12 protein-coding genes are annotated in these 17270 nt (G+C 61.3%); 11 read left to right on the top strand and 1 reads right to left on the bottom strand.

Translation table 11 applies throughout. From position 1 onward, the window contains the following. The 10 genes from WCA85_RS15485 to WCA85_RS15440 form a co-directional block, all read left to right on the top strand. The coding region (locus tag WCA85_RS15485) for a low molecular weight phosphotyrosine protein phosphatase (RefSeq protein WP_424065289.1) at positions 1-348 on the top strand (348 nt) is incomplete at its 5' end. Between the two features lie 2 nt (positions 349-350). Then, positions 351-2558, top strand: a complete 2208-nt coding sequence (locus tag WCA85_RS15480) for a polysaccharide biosynthesis tyrosine autokinase (RefSeq protein WP_424065287.1) — start codon at positions 351-353, stop codon at positions 2556-2558. Between the two features lie 26 nt (positions 2559-2584). Beyond that, positions 2585-3727 (top strand): non-hydrolyzing UDP-N-acetylglucosamine 2-epimerase, encoded by a 1143-nt coding sequence (gene wecB / locus WCA85_RS15475; protein ID WP_424065285.1) that lies wholly within the window; start codon positions 2585-2587, stop codon positions 3725-3727. Between the two features lie 28 nt (positions 3728-3755). Beyond that, positions 3756-5000 carry a UDP-N-acetyl-D-mannosamine dehydrogenase gene (wecC, locus tag WCA85_RS15470; protein ID WP_424065283.1) on the top strand — a complete coding sequence of 415 codons (1245 nt, stop codon included), beginning with the start codon at positions 3756-3758 and terminating at the stop codon, positions 4998-5000. A 38-nt stretch (positions 5001-5038) separates the two neighbouring features. Next, positions 5039-6310, top strand: coding sequence for a hypothetical protein (locus WCA85_RS15465; RefSeq protein WP_424065282.1), 1272 nt, complete (start codon positions 5039-5041; stop codon positions 6308-6310). 152 nt (positions 6311-6462) lie between these two features. After that, positions 6463-7566 (top strand): hypothetical protein, encoded by a 1104-nt coding sequence (locus WCA85_RS15460; protein WP_424065280.1) that lies wholly within the window; start codon positions 6463-6465, stop codon positions 7564-7566. Beyond that, positions 7563-8603, top strand: coding sequence for a glycosyltransferase family 4 protein (locus tag WCA85_RS15455; protein ID WP_424065278.1), 1041 nt, complete (start codon positions 7563-7565; stop codon positions 8601-8603). The genes WCA85_RS15460 and WCA85_RS15455 overlap by 4 nt, the downstream gene beginning before the upstream one ends. After that, positions 8590-9354: a WecB/TagA/CpsF family glycosyltransferase gene (locus tag WCA85_RS15450; protein ID WP_424065276.1), complete on the top strand. Its 765-nt coding sequence runs from the start codon at positions 8590-8592 to the stop codon at positions 9352-9354. Before WCA85_RS15455 ends, WCA85_RS15450 begins: the two co-directional genes overlap by 14 nt. Beyond that, positions 9344-10126, top strand: a complete 783-nt coding sequence (locus tag WCA85_RS15445) for a heparin lyase I family protein (protein WP_424065274.1) — start codon at positions 9344-9346, stop codon at positions 10124-10126. Before WCA85_RS15450 ends, WCA85_RS15445 begins: the two co-directional genes overlap by 11 nt. A 44-nt stretch (positions 10127-10170) precedes the next feature. Next, complete coding sequence (locus WCA85_RS15440) at positions 10171-10953, top strand: heparin lyase I family protein (protein ID WP_424065272.1); 783 nt, start codon at positions 10171-10173, stop codon at positions 10951-10953. A 50-nt stretch (positions 10954-11003) separates the two neighbouring features. On the opposite strand, the gene WCA85_RS15435 is transcribed toward WCA85_RS15440, so the two are convergent. After that, complete coding sequence (locus WCA85_RS15435; protein ID WP_424065270.1) at positions 11004-11225, bottom strand: hypothetical protein; 222 nt, start codon at positions 11223-11225, stop codon at positions 11004-11006. Between the two features lie 106 nt (positions 11226-11331). On the opposite strand from WCA85_RS15435, the gene uvrA reads away from it, so the two are divergent. After that, positions 11332-17205: an excinuclease ABC subunit UvrA gene (uvrA, locus tag WCA85_RS15430; protein WP_424065268.1), complete on the top strand. Its 5874-nt coding sequence runs from the start codon at positions 11332-11334 to the stop codon at positions 17203-17205. Positions 17206-17270: the final 65 nt, after the last annotated feature.

The raw sequence follows: 17270 nt of genomic DNA, 5'->3' as shown, positions 1-17270 counted from the left end.
GCGCGCTCGGCCGGCACGCGCGCGCTCGTCGGACATGGCGCTGCCCCGTTAGCCGTGGAATTGATGGACGGGTTGGGTATCGACCTTCGTCCGCATGTCGCGACGGCGTTGACGTCGGCTCATTTGCGTGGTGCGCAGTTGATTCTGGCCATGACGCGGGCGCAATGCAGGCTCATTGAAAGCGCTTTTCCGTTCGCCCGCGGCAGGGTGTATCGGCTTGGTGAGCACGAGCAACTTGACATAGTCGACCCGTACCAGCGCGGTCGATTCACTTTTGAAATCGCGGTGGCACAGATCGAGCACGGCGTGCAGCGCTGGCTAGGTGCTATTGCCGGACTGCAACGCTGAGTATGAGCAATACCATCCATCCTATCCCGGGCGTGATGCAACACGACGATGAAATCAACCTGTCCGAAGTGACTTCCGTGATCGTCGAGAACCGTCTTCTGATTGCGGCGATTACTGCGGCGACACTCACGCTGGGCGTCGCCTATGCGTTTCTTGGAACGCCCGTATATCGTGCCGATGCGACGGTTCAGGTCGGCGATGATACCGGCGCCCTCAACGACAAGCTGGGCGATCTCGCGCAGATGTTCAGCGGCAAGTCCACCGCCGACGCCGAGATTGAGCTGATTCGCTCGCGCGGCGTGGTGGACGATACAGTCCGGCAACTGCACCTGGATATTACCGCGCAACCCCGTTATTTCCCGCTGATCGGCCGACGGATCGCGCGGGCGTCGTCCGTTGATGCGCTGGCCGATCCGGTGTGGGGAATGGAGCGCTTCGCGTGGGGCGGCGAAATGCTACGCGTGTCGCAATTCGACGTGCCGCCCAGCCTCTATGAGAAGAAATTCACGCTGGTCGCCGACGGCGGCCAGCAATTCCAGCTCAAGGACGCGAGCGGTGAACCGGTGCTCAAAGGGCGCGTGGGCGAAGCGGTGGCCGGCGTGACGCCGTACGGACCGGTCCGCTTAACGGTGGACAAGCTAGTGGCGCGTGCCGGCACCGAGTTCAGCGTGAGCCGCGCGTCGACGCAGCTCACCACGCTCCTCTTGCAAAAGAAGTTGGACGTCGCAGAGAAAACCAAGCAGTCCGGCATCATCGGGATCCAGCTTGACGGTGACGACAGTGAGCGTACGGCCGCCACGGTCAACGCCATAGTGCGTGGTTATGTGCAGCGCAATGTCGGCTGGAAATCCGCTCAGGCTCAGCAGATGCTCGGTTTCCTCGGCAGTCAGCTGCCGCAGCTGAGGACCGATCTGGAGCAGTCTGAACAGCGCTACAACACCTTCCGCAACAAGAACCGCACGGTCGATCTCGACGCGGAGAGCCGTCTATTGCTGCAGGCGATCGCCGAAGCCAAATCGCAAACGGTCACACTGCAACAGCAGCGCTCGGAACTGCTGCAACGATTCACGCCGACGCATCCGTCGGTGGTCGCGATCGACGCGCAATTATCTGATCTGCGGCATCAGCAGGACCAACTGGCTGGGCAGGTCGCGGCGTTGCCCAACACGCAGCAAGGGGCCGTGCGTTTGATGCGCGACGTGGATATCAACTCGGGCCTCTACACGAGCCTGATGGCGAACGCGCAGCAACTGGACGTGCTAAAGGCCGGACAATTGGGCAACGTGCGGGTGGTGGACTACGCCGTCACGGCCGAGGAGCCCGTGAAGCCGAAGAAGGCGATCGTGATCGCCGCCGCCGCGGCGCTCGGTCTTATGTTGGGCACGGTGGCTGCTTTCGCGCGTCGCGCGTTGCTCAACGGACTGGAGAGCCCGCTCGAGATCGAGCAGATCGCCAATGCGCCGGTCTATGGGGTCATCTCGCACAGCGCAGTGCAATTGCGCCTGCAGCGCGCCGCGAGCAGAGGCGAAACGGGCGCTCACATTCTGGCTGTTGCCGCTCCCGACGACATCGCAGTCGAAGGCGTGCGCAGCCTGCGCACGGCCTTGCAATTTCGTCTTGCCGAGGCGCCGAATAATGTCGTGATGATCACTGGACCTCGGCCCGACGTCGGCAAGTCGTTCCTGTCCACGAATCTCGCGGTGGTGCTCGCTTCGGTGGGCAAGCGCGTGTTGATCGTCGACGGCGATATGCGGCGCGGCAAGCTGCATCAGTACTTCGGGTTGTCGTGCGAGCGGGGCCTGCCGGACATGATAGCGGGCGCGAGCCTTGACGCCGTGGTGCGCCGCGAGGTGTTACCGAACCTCGACGTGTTGACGCGCGGCGCTGGTTCGCCCATGCCGTCTGAAATGCTGTTCGGAGAACGGCTCGGCACGCTCGTTGAACAGCTCGCTAAAGCCTACGACATCGTGATTCTCGACACGCCACCGGTGCTTGCCGTGACCGATTCGGCGCTGATTGGCAAATACGCCGGTACGACCTTGCTGGTGATGCGGCATGCGCGCCATTCCGCCGCCGAACTGCGCGAGACGACCCGGCTTCTGGGCGGCGCCGGCGTCTCGGTCGATGGAATCATCCTCACCGACGTGCCGCAACGTGCGTCCGACTACGCGCATTCCGCTTACCACAGCACGCCGGAGACGACGGGTTGATACCCGCGTTGCAGGGAGATTCATACATGAAAAAAGTACTGCTTACTTTCGGGACTAGACCCGAGGCGATCAAGATGGCGCCGCTCGTGAAGCGGCTGCAGCAGGCCGCTGACGTCGAATGCCTGGTTTGTGTGACGGGCCAGCATCGCGAGATGCTCGATCAGGTACTCGAATTGTTCGATATCCGTCCGGACTTCGACCTCAACGTGATGAAGCGCGGTCAGGATCTGTACGACATCACGTCGTCGATCATGCTCGGCATGCGCGATGTACTGAGTGCGTGTCAGCCTGATGCGGTGCTGGTTCACGGTGATACGACGACGACCTTGGCCGCGAGCCTCGCTGCGTTCTATCAGCGTATTCCCGTGGGGCATGTCGAAGCCGGCCTGCGCACCGGCGATTTATTGTCGCCGTGGCCTGAGGAAGCTAACCGCAAGTTGACGGGCGCGCTGGCGTCAATGCATTTCGCGCCGACGGAACGGGCACGAAATAACCTGCTGGCGGAAGGCGTCGCCTCGCATCGCATTGTTGTGACGGGCAACACCGTAATTGACGCGCTGCTGCACGTGCGCGGCAGGCTGTCGACCGACGCCGCGCTAAGCCAACGCGTCGAAGGCGCTCTGCCTCACTTCCGGCCCGAACGGCGGGTGATCCTGGTGACGGGGCATCGGCGGGAAAGCTTCGGCTCGGGCTTCGAGCAGATTTGCGCCGCGTTGCTGCAGATTGCGCGCACGTATCCGGAGGTCGACATCGTCTATCCGGTGCACCTGAATCCCAGGGTACGCGAGCCGGTGAACCGCCTGCTGACCGGCGTCACGAACATTCATCTGCTTGAACCACTCGACTACGTCCCGTTCGTGCGTCTGATGGACCGCGCTTATCTGATTCTGACCGACTCAGGCGGCGTGCAGGAAGAGGCGCCATCTCTCGGCAAACCCGTGCTGGTGATGCGCGAAACGACCGAGCGCCAGGAGGCGGTGGATGCGGGGGTAGTGCGGCTGGTTGGTACCGGCGCGCAACGGATTGCCAGAGGCGTGGCGCATTTGCTGGACGACGCCGACAGTTATCGCGCAATGGCTCATGGCGACAACCCGTACGGAAATGGACACGCTAGCGAACGCATTCACGGTGCCCTCGCGGCGTTGTGGAATGGCGCCGTCGCGGCTTGACGGAAGCGAATAATGGAAGTGAGAAAAAATGGACTTTGAAGTCATTTCGGTGATCGGTTTGGGCTATATCGGATTGCCGACTGCGGCAGCTTTCGCCGCGCGCCGGAAGAAAGTGGTCGGTGTCGACGTGAACCAGCACGCGGTTGATACGATCAATCGCGGCGAGATTCACATCGTCGAGCCCGAGTTGGACATGCTGGTGCATGCGGCAGTCACCCAGGGATATTTGCGCGCGACCACTACAGCGGAGCCTGCGGATGCGTTCCTGGTCGCGGTGCCGACGCCGTTCATGGATGGGTATAAGCCGGACCTGCGCTACATCGAATCCGCAAGCCGGGCGATTGCGCCCGTATTGAAGAAGGGCGACCTGGTGGTGCTGGAGTCGACCTCGCCGGTTGGCGCGACCGAGCAGATGGCAGCGTGGATGGCTGACCTTCGTCCGGATCTGACGTTTCCGCAGCAGGCGGGCGAAAACTCGGATATCCGGATTGCGCATTGTCCAGAGCGCGTGCTGCCCGGACATGTCATTCGCGAACTGGTGGAAAACGATCGGGTGATCGGCGGGATGACGCCGAAGTGCAGTGAGCTTGCGCGTGATCTGTATCAGACCTTCGTGCGCGGCGAATGCATTCTGACGGACGCGCGTACCGCTGAAATGTGCAAGCTCACTGAGAATTCGTTCCGCGACGTGAACATCGCGTTTGCGAACGAAATGTCGGTCATTTGCGACAAACTCGATATCAACGTATGGGAGTTGATCCGGCTAGCCAATCGCCATCCGCGCGTGAGTATTCTTCAGCCTGGACCGGGGGTGGGTGGGCACTGCATCGCGGTGGACCCGTGGTTCATCGTCGATTCGGCGCCGGAGCAGGCGCGGCTGATCAGGATGGCGCGGGTGGTCAATGATGACAAGCCGCGTCATGTAATCGATCGGGTCGAGCGGGTAGCGAAGCGATTCAGGGAGCCGGTTATTGCATGTCTCGGCTTGACGTTCAAGGCGAATATCGACGATTTGCGCGAGAGTCCGGCACTTGAGATTGCGTGTGAACTGGCGGACCGGTTTGCCGGACAGGTTCTGGTTGCCGAACCGAACATCAGAAAACTGCCGCCAGCTCTGGAGGGAAAGGCTCAGCTTTGCGAGCTAAACGATGCGCTTGTTAAAGCGGATGTGATTCTGGTTCTGGTCGATCACGCGCAATTCAGGCGCGTCGATCCGGTGCGGTTGCAGGCGAAAGTGGTGATTGATACGCGTGGGTTGCTGGCGAATGGCTAGGCGACGAGAGGTGCGCGCCGCGGGTCTGGGGACGGTCCATGCATAATCGTCTGATCAAACGGGTCGAAGCGCTGTTATGCACAGGTTCGCCGGGCCTATATCGTGTGGTAGCGTTTTTTGCCGTGCAGCATATCTATTCGCTTGCTGCGCTGGGGCATGTTGCGGCGGACATGTCGATCGCTCAGATGGCCGGATACTTCACGGCGATTGGCTGGGCCACATTGATTCTGGTGCGGCTTCCGGGTGCGGCGAACAAGCAGGCGGCAATCGACGCGTTTTATCCACTCGTGTGGATGTCGGTTACGACGACGCTCGTCGTGACGTTGGCGAGTATCACGTTACGGCTCTCCGGTCTGATTCACTTTGACGTGTGGGGCTTCGTATCGTTGCTATGGGGATGGACTGCCTATCAGGTCGCAAGGCATTACTTTGTTGCGCACAAGCGATATCGAACGGCAGTCGTATTCGACGTGGCGCTGATCGCGAGTTCGGGGTTGTTGCTGTGGCTTTGCAGTCGAAATGGTCTGTCACCGTCGTGTGCGTTGGCGGCAGCGCTCGGCATCACAGCGGCGGCCATGTTCGCGGCAATCGGCCTTCCGTCGAGCGGCACGTGGTTGATAGCGTTCGACATGAAGGGGCTGCAGTTTGGTTTGACAAACTTCCTGTCGGGTGGGATTTCGCTGGTATTTGTGCCAGCGGCGACGCTTATGTGCGGCGCATCGTTCGCAGGCATGCTGTCGCTGCTCACCTCGGTGACGGCCGTCGCCATTCTGTTGCCGCGCGCGATATCCATGGCGCAATTGCCGGAACTGGCGAAGTGCAAAGCGACCCGGCGGCCATTCGATAACACGCTACGCGATATGCGGCGAAGCATTGGCTGGTCGAACGGTGTGGTGTTTCTGATCAACGTGACGCTCGTTGTCGGCATGACCGCCTGGCACATGCGGGACGGCGGCGAGCGCAACGCTGCGGTCGTCGCTGGACTCCTGCTCGCGGTTCAGTACGCCGTCGGGATGATGGGCATCGTTAGCAGCAGCGTGATGATGGCGTTTGAGAAAGGGGCCGACACCGCGAGGATCAACGTGGCGACCACAGGGACCTTCGCAGTGCTGTTTGCATTCTGCGTCTGGTTCGGCGGTCAGGTGGGATTTCTGCTTGTCCTCGCTTCGGCAGTTATGGTGACAGGGCTCAGAAATTGGCTCGTCTGCGGCAGGGCGGCGGGCGTTTGTCGTCAATACGCGAAGTCGCGCACCGACGTGAACGCTGATGACATGCGCACAGCGTCCACGACACAGGGAGCGTCGCATTGAACACCCCGGTATGGGCGGTGTCTGGGGCCATAGCACGCAGACCGTTGACACTCCGTTCAATCGGCGCGTGGGCCGTTGCGCTGGCTTATCTGGTTTTCTGCATTAGCGACACAATGTTGACGCTGGAGGATGACCGGTCGCAACTCGTCAAGATGTTTGCGTTCGGCCTTCTGCTATTGGCCATCCTGCTGAGGCCGAGATTCCATCGATTGATTCTGCTGGCTGCGCCTTTATTGTTCGTGCTGTGGATCGGCCTCGTACGCTCGTTCAACGAGGATGCAGGGATGGAGGAATTTCTCCGCTTTCTGTTTCCCGTCATTATCACGGTTGCGCTTTTTGCCTATCGCGACCGGATCGACGCGGCGATCAAAGTGTTCTTCCTGGTCGTGCTCAGCAACGATCTGTTTCAATGCTATTTCTATCTGGCTTATCTGACTGGGTTGCCGCTGCTATTGCCGGTACGCATCGATTCAGGCTTGTTCCTGCGGGCTCAAGGGTGGATGGGATTCTTTTCGGAGTTCAGTTTCATCAATTTCTGCGCGTTCGTTCTGTGCCGGCAGTACAGGCGCACGAAGCGATCCCGGCTCATGTCGTGGATATTTGCTTTGTTTGCCGTTCTTGGGTTTTCGTTCAAGATGTTTGCGACCTTGGCGATTTATCCCCTGATTGCCGGGAAGGTCAGCCCGCGTGTGTGGATGGTGGTTGGCGTGACGGTGGGGGCAGGCCTCTGGTTGGTGACCAACGGCTATCTCGACGCGTTGTTCAGTGTGGCTGCGGCCAAGATCTCGTTCTACATCGTCGAGGGAAATTCGGCCCGGGCGGAATCCTATCGGGTGATGGTTGAGTCGTTGGCCAATGGCAACCTGTTGGGTGAGGGCCTGGGCTCGTTCGGCGGTCCCGCATCGGTCAGGTACGGCTCGCCGCTTTATGGTCGCTATCACTTCGATTGGTACGGGCTAGGCGAGATATTGAAAACAACGGATACCTTCTATCCGCACCTCTTTGTTGAAATCGGCCTGCTTGGGGCGGTTGTGTGGCTTTGGTTTGTGTTGCGCTATGGCCATGGCAAACAAGGGGGGATGCCGTGGATTTTTGTTGTCTCAGCGTTCTGCTTTGACAACATTTTTTCGATGGCCTTTGTTTCGTCTTCATATGTCTTTTCGGCGTTGCTCGTGATGCACGCCTTCTCGAGTCGTGGTGAAGCGCGCACTTCGAACAACGTGCGCAAACACAGCACGGCGAGGACCCTTAGATGAAAGTGCTTGTAGTAACGAACATGTACGCGAGGAGTAATCCGGCCCAACCGGCGCAGGGCGTCTTTGTGACGGAACAGGTCGAAGCGTTGCGTGCGCTATATGGCGACGACGCAGTCGAAGTTTTCGTTGTGGAAGGTTATCGCGGACAATTTTCGTACCTAAGGTCACTTTCCCTAGTGGTGAAACTGGTCACGCGCAACGTCTATGACATCGTTCACTATCACTTTGGCCTTAGCGCCTGTTCTGCACCGCTGGTCAGGCTATTTTCCAGATCGAAAGTGGTCGTCACTTTCCATGGATCCGATGTCATGGGGCGAGGATGGATGAGAGCGGTATCGCTTGTTGCTGCGAGGTTCTCCCACGCTTGCATTGGTGTGAGCGACGAAATCTCCGCCCAGGTGAACCGCAGTTCACGGCACTGCTTGACCATTCCATGCGCGGTAAACGAATCGCTGTTCGCAGAGCCAGACGGCGTGCACAGGGCCGGGTCTGGTCGGAAGATTGTGGTGTTTCCATCATCGCCGAAAAGACCAGAAAAAGACTATCCGTTGTTCAGAGACGTCGTTGCCCAGCTTTCGCATACGTTGGGATTCGACATCGAGGAGAGGCACATTGACGGCCTTAATCGTCATGAAGTGCGCGATCTGCTCTTGCAGGCCGATTGCCTTGTCATGACATCCGAACGAGAGGGGTCGCCGCAGTCAGTCAAGGAGGCCATGGCGGTCAATTTGCCGGTGGTGTCCGTTGACGTGGGCGACGTCAGGCGATTGCTGCAAGGCGTATCGCGCAGCGCAGTCGTTGAAAGCCGCGACGCGGTGGTGCTTGCGTGCGCCGCTTCGGACCTATTGGATGATACGAGGCGGTCGAATGGGAGGCAACGTTTGAAGTCGCTTGGATATTTCTCCGCGGACGTGGCGAGGCAAATCGCTCGGCTGTATGAGTCGCTTGTTGGCGTTGCTTACGACGACCGGCAAAGCGAGCCTTCCCGGGATCTGGCTCACCAGGCTAGCAACACGAGGTGTCATGAAACGCGTTGAACTCTTCTCCTGCCCAATGGACATCGCAACGATGGACGAGACTGTCGACTGGATCGGCTCGCGAATCGAACGAAACCAGTTCACGCAACACGTCGTCGTCAATGTCGCGAAACTCGTCTACATGCAGGCTGACGCGGAACTGGCAGCATCGGTTCGGGCATGCGACATCGTCAATATCGACGGGATGGGTGTGGTGTGGGGGGCGCGACTGCTGGGGATCCCGGTGCGCGAGCGTGTGGCGGGGGTCGATTTGTTCGAGCGTCTGCTGCAGATGTCGGCGCAACGCTCGCTGCCGGTGTTCCTGCTCGGCGCAACGGATGCTGTGGTAGCGCGTGCGGCTGCAGTCGTCTTGGCGCGATATCCGGGGTTGCAGATCGCCGGACATCATCACGGATACTTCTGGGACGACGAAGAAGCAGTTGTAGAGATGATCCGTGGCTCGGGCGCACGACTGCTGTTCGTCGCGATTACGTCGCCAAAGAAAGAGACGTTCATCAATCGCTGGAAGGATCGGCTCGGTGTCGATTTTGTCATGGGCGTCGGCGGCACGTTTGACGTCGTCGCTGGCAAGGTACGGCGTGCGCCGCCATGGATGCAGCGTAACGGTGTCGAATGGGCCTATCGTGTCGCGCAGGAGCCACGCCGCATGTGGAAGCGGTATTTCATCACAAACAACCGGTTTGCGCTGATGTTGATCAAGGCGCGAATTGCGTTAGCGGTTCGTCGTCTGGCAGGTGGACATGGCAAATAAGCTCACATGGCTCGGGTGTGCGTTTCTCGCTGTGACGGCATGCGCTACGGCGCTGCTCCTCGCGCAGGAGGGCGGCACATATGCAGTCCTGTATCGGAGCGCGTGGCGTGACGGCATTGATCCTCGCTTGACGCTTCAAGCGCCGGCGCCCGATTCCATTTCGTCGGTAGCGATGCCGCAGTTCGGCGGCGTTGCGCTGAAAGTGACGATGCATCGCTCGGAGGATTTCGCTCACGTTGCGAGCGGCACGCCGCGCGCCGAAATCGTATTCGCGCCGGTCGTTCACTTCGCGATAGGCAAAGAATACGAGGTTCGGTGGACGACGATGATTCCTGCTGGCTACCAGCTCGACTCACGTCAGCCGGAGATCATTACTCAACTGCATCAAAGTGGGTTTACAGGATCGCCGCCGTTCGCGCTGATGTTTGCGGGTGGGCAGTACCGGGTGGACGTGAGAGGCGGGTCTCCAGCGTCGACCCGTTCTTTCACATTCGGCGTCGGCGCTCCTGCTCTTGACGCAGGCAAGGTAGTGAACTGGCTTCTCAGATACCGCCCCGATGATGAAGGCGCGAATGCATTGACAGATTTGTACAAGGACGGCGTGCGGGTCGTGCACAGTACCGGCTCTGTGAATGCCTATCCCGGAGACAAGGACGCGTATCTGAAGGTGGGCATCTACAAGTGGTGGTGGAAAACGCGACCATCCGATGTCAGCGATCGTACGATGTACTACGGCGATGTCGAAATCGCGGAGCGTAGGGCGCAACGCTGAGAGTGTGGCAAGAGGTGTCCCAGTCCTATCTATCAAGGAGTCGAATGAAAGGCATCAAGTTATTTATATGGGTCTGCCTGCTGGTTCCGGGCTGGGCGGCACATGCTCAGGTATTTCCGCTGCGTTGGACCGATCCTGCGACGTCGGCGCTTGCCAGCACCTTTACAACAATCAAGAGTTCAGATTGGCAAAACGGACTCGGTTCGTTATCCGGCATTCAAAGTCCCTCGGCGGATAACGTGACGATCGTTAACGATCCGCTCGCGGAGGGACGACAGGTCGCCCAGGTGTACATCCGTAGTGATCAGAATTATTCGCAAGTGGACAATGGTTCGCCGCGGGCGGAAATGGTTTTCAGTGGCGACGTGAAGTTTGTCCAAGGGCAGGACTATCTGGTGCGCTGGAGCACTTATATCCCGACGAGCTACGCGTTCGCTCCGAAGCTCCTCATGGTGATCACTCAGATCCATCAAAGCGCGCTGGCCGGTTCTCCGCCGGTGGAACTGGATATAAACGGTAGCGACTACGTCGTATCCATTCGAGGGGGGAGCGGCGGTACGGAGAGTAAGCAGATCTGCTGTGCGGCCCAGGATCAGGGAAAGTGGATTAACTGGGCACTGCGCTATGTTCCCGACGCGAGCGGTGTTCACGCTTCGACGCAATTGTGGAAGGATGGCGTTGCCGTATTTGGGACGCAAGGCGTCCCGAACGCCTATCCCGGCGATAACGATAGCTATTTGAAAATGGGAGTCTATCTGCTTTCCTCATTCCAGGGGCTGAGCCAGATTACGCTGCTGTTCGGTCCCGTAACGATTGGTCAACACTGAGCGAGTTCCCGCCAAGGCGGGCTGACAGCGCACACCTCCCTAAACACCACCTAGATCAATATCCCGCCCGACACTTCAACGCGTTGTGTATTGGCCCGACGGTTGTCGTCTGACAGCAGCGCAGCAGTCATGGGACCGATCTTGTCGGGCACGCCCGCACGGCCGAGCGCTATCGCGTCCGCAACCGCCTCGTTGACGACCCAGCGGCGGTCCATCCCGCTTCGCCTGGCACCGCCGTGGAAAGCTGTACAGATATACAGTATAGTGTTCATTTCAAATCCGCCCTGCGGCGATTGATCCGTAGGGTCGGGGCGGCGTATCTGCGTGGTCGCGAGGCGGCCGTGAGACGTACCCAACTCATTCAGACGGTCGGACAAATTGTCATCCACAGGAAAAATCCGCATTCGCGGAGCGCGTCAGCATAACCTCAAGAATCTCGACCTCGACCTGCGTACGGGCGAGATGACGGTGGTGACCGGGCCGTCGGGGTCCGGCAAATCCAGCCTCGTTTTCGACACGCTCTATGCGGAAGGGCAGCGCCGCTACGTCGAGACCTTCAGCGCCTACGCGCGGCAGTTCCTCGACCGTATGGACCGCCCGCAGGTGGACCGGGTCGACGGTGTGCCGCCAGCCATTGCCATCGACCAGACCAATCCGGTGCGCAGTTCGCGCTCCACGGTTGGCACGATGACGGAGCTGAACGATCACCTGAAGCTGCTCTACGCACGCGCCGCCGAACTGTTCGACCGCAAGACAGCGCAAGCCGTGCGGCACGATTCGCCGGAGACGATCTATGCGGATCTGCAGGCCCGCACGCAGGCGCAAGATCAACGTCTCGTCGTCACGTTCCCCGTCGAGTTGCCCGAATCCGCGACGCCGGAGGAAGTCGAGCAATGGCTGTCCGCGAGCGGCTATACGCGCGTCCAGGCGCAGCGCGACGTGCAGTCGCCCACGGGCCCGCGCAAACTGCTCGACGTCGTGGCCGACCGCTTCCGTTTGACCGCGGTGGACAAGGCGCGCGCGGTCGAAGCCATTGAAGCGTCGCTCAAGCGCGGCGGCGGCCGGGTCAATGTCTACGTGCTGCCGCAGGCGCCGGAAGAGTCTGCCGAGCCGCAGATCTGGCGTTTTTCCACCGGATTGCACAATCCCGACAGCGACTTGCGCTACGCGGACCCGCAACCGGCGCTGTTTTCGTTCAACTCGGCCTATGGCGCGTGCGAAACCTGCCGCGGCTTTGGCCGCGTGATCGGTGTCGACCTCGGCCTCGTGATTCCCGATGAACGCAAGACCTTGCGCGGCGGCGCGATCAAGCCCATGCAGACGCCGGCGTGGAAGGAGTGTCAGGACGACCTGATGCGCTACGCCGCGAAGGCCGGCATTCCGCGCGACACGGCCTGGTCGGAGCTAACCCAGGCGCAGCGGGATTGGGTGATCAACGGCTCGCCGGACTGGAACGGCACGTGGCAGACCCATTGGTACGGCGTGCGGCGCTTCTTCGAGTATCTGGAATCGAAGGCGTACAAGATGCACATTCGCGTCCTGCTGTCGAAGTACCGCAGCTATACGCCGTGTGAGACGTGCGGCGGCGCGCGCCTGAAGACTGAATCGCTGCTGTGGCGCCTCGGCACCCAGCCCAACGCGGACGCCGTTCTCGAGGCGGGGCGCCGTTTCATGCCGCGTGGCGTCGAGTGGAACCGCGCGCAACTCGAAGCGCTGCCCGGTCTGACGGTACACGACCTGATGCTGTTGCCTATTGAACGCATCCGGCGCTTCTTCGACGACCTCAGCCTGCCCAGCGCACTGCTGGACGACGCGCTCAAACTATTGCTAGCCGAGGTGCGCACGCGCCTGAAGTATCTGTGCGATGTGGGGCTCGGTTATCTGACGCTGGATCGGCAAAGCCGCACGCTGTCGGGCGGCGAGGTACAGCGGATCAACCTCACCACGGCGCTCGGCACGTCGCTTACCAAAACGCTGTTCGTGCTCGACGAGCCGAGCATCGGCTTGCATCCGCGCGACCTGAACCGCATCGTCGAAGCCATGCATCGGCTGCGCGATGCCGGCAATACGCTGGTGGTGGTCGAGCACGACCCGTCGGTGATGCTCGCGGCGGATCGTCTGATCGACATGGGCCCAGGCCCCGGCGAGCGGGGCGGCACGATCATTTTCGACGGTGTGCCCGACGACATCCGTTCCTCGGGCACGCTGACCGGTGAATACCTCGGCGGACATCGCCACGTGGCCGATGTGTCGCACTGGTCGAGCCGGCCGGTGGCTAAAGACACGCCGCGCATCGTGCTCGAAGGCGCGAGCCAGCACAATCTGCGCGACGTCACGGTCGAGATTCCGCTGCAGCGACTCGTTTGCGTCACGGGAGTGTCCGGTTCGGGCAAATCGACCCTGATTCAGGACGTGCTTTATCCAGCGCTGGCGCGCCAGCTTGGCATTGCCACGGAATCGCCGGGCGCCTATCGGCGTCTGACTGGCGTGGAGCAGATCAACGAAGTGGTGTTCGTCGATCAGTCGCCAATCGGCAAGACCGCGCGCTCGAATCCCGCCAGCTATGTGGGCGCGTTCGACGAAATCCGCAAACTGTTTGCCAAGGTGCCGCTCGCGCAACAGCGTGGCTACGGGCCGGGCATGTTCAGTTTCAATTCGGGCGACGGCCGCTGTCCGACCTGCGGCGGTTCGGGTTTTGAGCATATTGAAATGCAATTCCTCAGCGACGTCTATTTGCGTTGCCCGGATTGCGACGGCCGTCGTTACCGCGCCGAACTGCTCGAAGTGAAGATCGAGCGCGGCGACCCGGCGCGTGCGTTGAGCATTGCCGATGTGCTTGAACTGACGGTCAGCGAGGCCATTGCCTTTTTCGCAGCGGACGCCGAGGTGCTGCGCGTTCTGAAGCCGATCGTCGACGTGGGTCTTGAATACGTGAAGCTGGGTCAGCCGGTGCCGACCTTGTCGGGCGGCGAAGCGCAGCGGCTCAAGCTGGCGGGCTTCCTTGCGGAAGCCGCTCAGGCCAGAACGGCGCGCAGTGCGAAACAGGCGCCTGCGGCTCGGCTCTTTATGTTCGACGAGCCTACCACCGGTTTGCACTTCGACGACATCGCCAAGCTGATGCAGGCGTTCGGCAAACTGCTCGCGGGCGGCCATTCGCTAATCGTGATCGAGCATAACCTCGACGTGATCCGCGCCGCGGATTGGCTGATCGATCTGGGTCCAGAGGGTGGCGACGGCGGTGGCCGGGTGCTGTGCGCCGGCACACCGGAAATGGTGAAAGCCTGCGCTGAATCGCACACCGGTCAGGCGCTGCTGCAGTACGATGCGGCGATGAACGAGACGGCCTCGCAAGGCATGCCGCTGCAAAAGGCGCTGACGGCGGCCCGCGCGCGCCGTGCGGTGGAGGGCGAGGACGTGGTGCGTATCGTGAATGCGCGCGAGCACAACCTGAAATCGCTTGATGTCGATATCCCCCACGGCAAGTTCAACGTGATCACCGGCGTGTCCGGCTCCGGCAAGTCCACGCTCGCGTTCGACATCCTGTTTCACGAGGGGCAGCGCCGGTACCTCGAATCGCTGAACGCCTATGCACGCTCTATCGTGCAGCCGGCCGGGCGCCCGGAGGTCGACGCGGTGTACGGCATTCCGCCGACGGTCGCGATTGAGCAGCGGCTCTCACGCGGTGGCCGCAAGAGTACGGTTGCGACTACGTCAGAGGTGTGGCACTTCCTGCGCTTGCTGTACGTCAAGCTGGGGTTGCAGCATTGCATCCACGACGGTACACCGGTCACGTCGCAGAGCATCGAGTCCATCGCCGCCCAGTTGCTGCGCGATCACAAGGGTCAGCACGTTGGTTTGCTGGCGCCGCTGGTGGTCAACCGCAAGGGCGTTTATACCGATCTCGCCAAATGGGCCAAGGCGCGCGGCAACACCCATCTGCGAGTAGACGGCGAATTCGTGCCGGTTGACCCGTGGCCCAAGCTGGACCGCTTCCGCGAACACACGATCGAACTGCCGGTGGCAGATATCGTTGTCTCAGCCGATAACGAGGCGGAATTGCGCCGACTGCTCGATGAAACCCTCGAAGTCGGCAAGGGGGTAATGCATCTGCTCGCACCGCTCGACGGCTTGCAGGACGCGCTGAAGGGCGGCGGCCCCACCGCGAAGTTCGGTACAGTCAAGGTGTTGTCCACCAAGCGGGCTTGCCCAGTCTGTGGGACGAGCTATCCGGAGCTGGACCCGCGGATGTTCTCCTATAACAGCAAGCATGGCTGGTGTACGACCTGCGTCGGCACAGGTCTCGCGCTCACGCGCGAACAGCGCGCCGCCTACGACGACACGGTGATTGCCGAAGACGGCCGCGGGCGGGAGCAGAGCTTGCCGTCCGAGGAGCAGGAACCGGAAGGCGTGGTCGACGAACCGTGTGCGGATTGCCACGGCACGCGCCTGAACCCGACGGCCCGCGCTGTGACGTTCGACGCACATCCGATCGTCGACGTCGCGCAATGGACGGTGAGCGACACGCGCCGCTGGATCGACGCGCTGCAGATGAGCGGTCGTGACGCGGAAATCGCCCGCGACGTGGTGAGCGAAATCGGCAGCCGGCTGCAGTTTCTGGAAGAAGTGGGGCTGGGTTATCTGAGCCTCGATCGCGCAGCGCCGAGCCTGTCAGGCGGCGAGGCTCAACGCATCCGGCTGGCGGCGCAACTGGGGAGCAATCTGCAAGGGGTGTGCTACGTGCTCGACGAGCCGACCATCGGCTTGCATCCGCGTGACAACCAGATTCTGCTCAACGCGCTACGCAAGCTGGGCGAGAAGGGCAACACGCTGGTGGTGGTCGAGCACGACGAGGACACCATCCGGCGCGCCGATCACATCATTGATATTGGGCCGGGCGCGGGCAAGCGTGGCGGCACGCTGGTCGCGCAAGGCAGTGTGGCCGATCTGTCGGCGCAGGCCGATTCGGTGACGGGCCAGTTCCTGGCCAATCCGATCGTGCATCCGTTGCAGGAGCGGCGCGCCGTCAAGCCGCAAACCAGAAACGCGCCGGCCGTGCCGGAACAATGGCTGACCGTGTACGGCGGCAAGCTGCACAATCTGCGCGACGTAACGGTGGCGTTGCCGCTCTCGCGGCTCGTCGCTGTCACCGGCGTGAGCGGTTCCGGCAAGTCGACGCTCGCGCGCGACGTGCTGATGGCCAATCTGCTTGACGCGGTGGGGCGCTCGGTATTGTCGTCACCGGCGACGCGGCGTGCCCGCAAGGCTGCCGCGCAGGACGAACCGGCCACCAACCGGCGTTCGAGCGTGCTGGCTCGCAGCGCCCCGCGGGCGCAACTGAACGTCACGCATGCGTGGCAAGGATGCGACGCCATCACCGGGTGGGAAAGCATTGACCGCGTGCTGGAGGTCGACCAGACGCCGATCGGCAAAACGCCGCGTTCCTGTCCTGCTACCTATATAGGAGTGTGGGACGCGATACGCAAACTGTTCGCAGGCACACTCGAAGCACGCGCCCGTGGCTACACGGCCTCCCGTTTCTCATTCAATACGGGCGACGGCCGCTGTCCGGCCTGCGAAGGACAGGGCGTGCGGACCATCGGTATGAGTTTCCTGCCCGATGTGAAGGTGCTGTGCGATGTGTGTCACGGGCAGCGGTTCAATCCCGAAACGCTAGCGGTCACGTGGCGCGGCAAGAACATCGGCGACGTGCTGACCATGGAGATCGACGAAGCCGTGGAGTTCTTCGCGCCAATTACCAATATCGCGCACCCGTTGCAGCTTATGAAGGACGTTGGCCTCGGCTATCTGACGCTAGGACAGCCGTCGCCGACGCTTTCGGGTGGCGAAGCGCAGCGCATCAAACTCGTCACGGAGTTGAGCAAGGTGCGCGACGACATCACACGGCGCGGTCAAAAGCCGCCGCATACGCTGTACGTGCTGGACGAACCCACGGTTGGGCTGCATATGGCGGATGTGGCGCGCCTGATCCGGGTGCTGCATCGCCTCGCTGATGGCGGTCATAGCGTGATCGTGATCGAGCATGACCTGGACGTTATCGCCGAAGCCGACTGGATCATCGATCTCGGACCGGAAGGCGGCGTCGGCGGCGGATCGATTGTCGCGGCCACGCATCCGGAAGGACTCGTGCAGGTTCGCGCGAGTCACACCGGCGCCGCGCTGCGACCGGTGCTCGAACGTGGAATCAACGTGTCGGGTGCAGCGATTTCGGCCAATGAAGGCACGCACGGTTGAAGCCGGATCGCTCCTGATTGAAGCCCTTGTCGCGTATTCGCGACAAGGGTTTTCCCACCTTCCCG

The sequence above is a fragment of the Paraburkholderia sp. genome (assembly GCF_049581445.1).
Classification (GTDB): Bacteria; Pseudomonadota; Gammaproteobacteria; order Burkholderiales; family Burkholderiaceae; genus Paraburkholderia.
This window is presented reverse-complemented; position numbering and strand designations above follow the sequence as displayed.

What these genes read in the sequence shown, in the direction of transcription:
- WCA85_RS15480 (WP_424065287.1), top strand. Translation starts at nt 351, where the DNA reads ATGAGCAATACCATCCATCCTATCCCGGGCGTGATGCAACACGACGAT.
- wecB (WP_424065285.1), top strand. Translation starts at nt 2,585, where the DNA reads ATGAAAAAAGTACTGCTTACTTTCGGGACTAGACCCGAGGCGATCAAG.
- wecC (WP_424065283.1), top strand. Translation starts at nt 3,756, where the DNA reads ATGGACTTTGAAGTCATTTCGGTGATCGGTTTGGGCTATATCGGATTG.
- WCA85_RS15465 (WP_424065282.1), top strand. Translation starts at nt 5,039, where the DNA reads ATGCATAATCGTCTGATCAAACGGGTCGAAGCGCTGTTATGCACAGGT.
- WCA85_RS15460 (WP_424065280.1), top strand. Translation starts at nt 6,463, where the DNA reads ATGTTTGCGTTCGGCCTTCTGCTATTGGCCATCCTGCTGAGGCCGAGA.
- WCA85_RS15455 (WP_424065278.1), top strand. Translation starts at nt 7,563, where the DNA reads ATGAAAGTGCTTGTAGTAACGAACATGTACGCGAGGAGTAATCCGGCC.
- WCA85_RS15450 (WP_424065276.1), top strand. Translation starts at nt 8,590, where the DNA reads ATGAAACGCGTTGAACTCTTCTCCTGCCCAATGGACATCGCAACGATG.
- WCA85_RS15445 (WP_424065274.1), top strand. Translation starts at nt 9,344, where the DNA reads ATGGCAAATAAGCTCACATGGCTCGGGTGTGCGTTTCTCGCTGTGACG.
- WCA85_RS15440 (WP_424065272.1), top strand. Translation starts at nt 10,171, where the DNA reads ATGAAAGGCATCAAGTTATTTATATGGGTCTGCCTGCTGGTTCCGGGC.
- WCA85_RS15435 (WP_424065270.1), bottom strand. Translation starts at nt 11,225, where the DNA reads ATGAACACTATACTGTATATCTGTACAGCTTTCCACGGCGGTGCCAGG.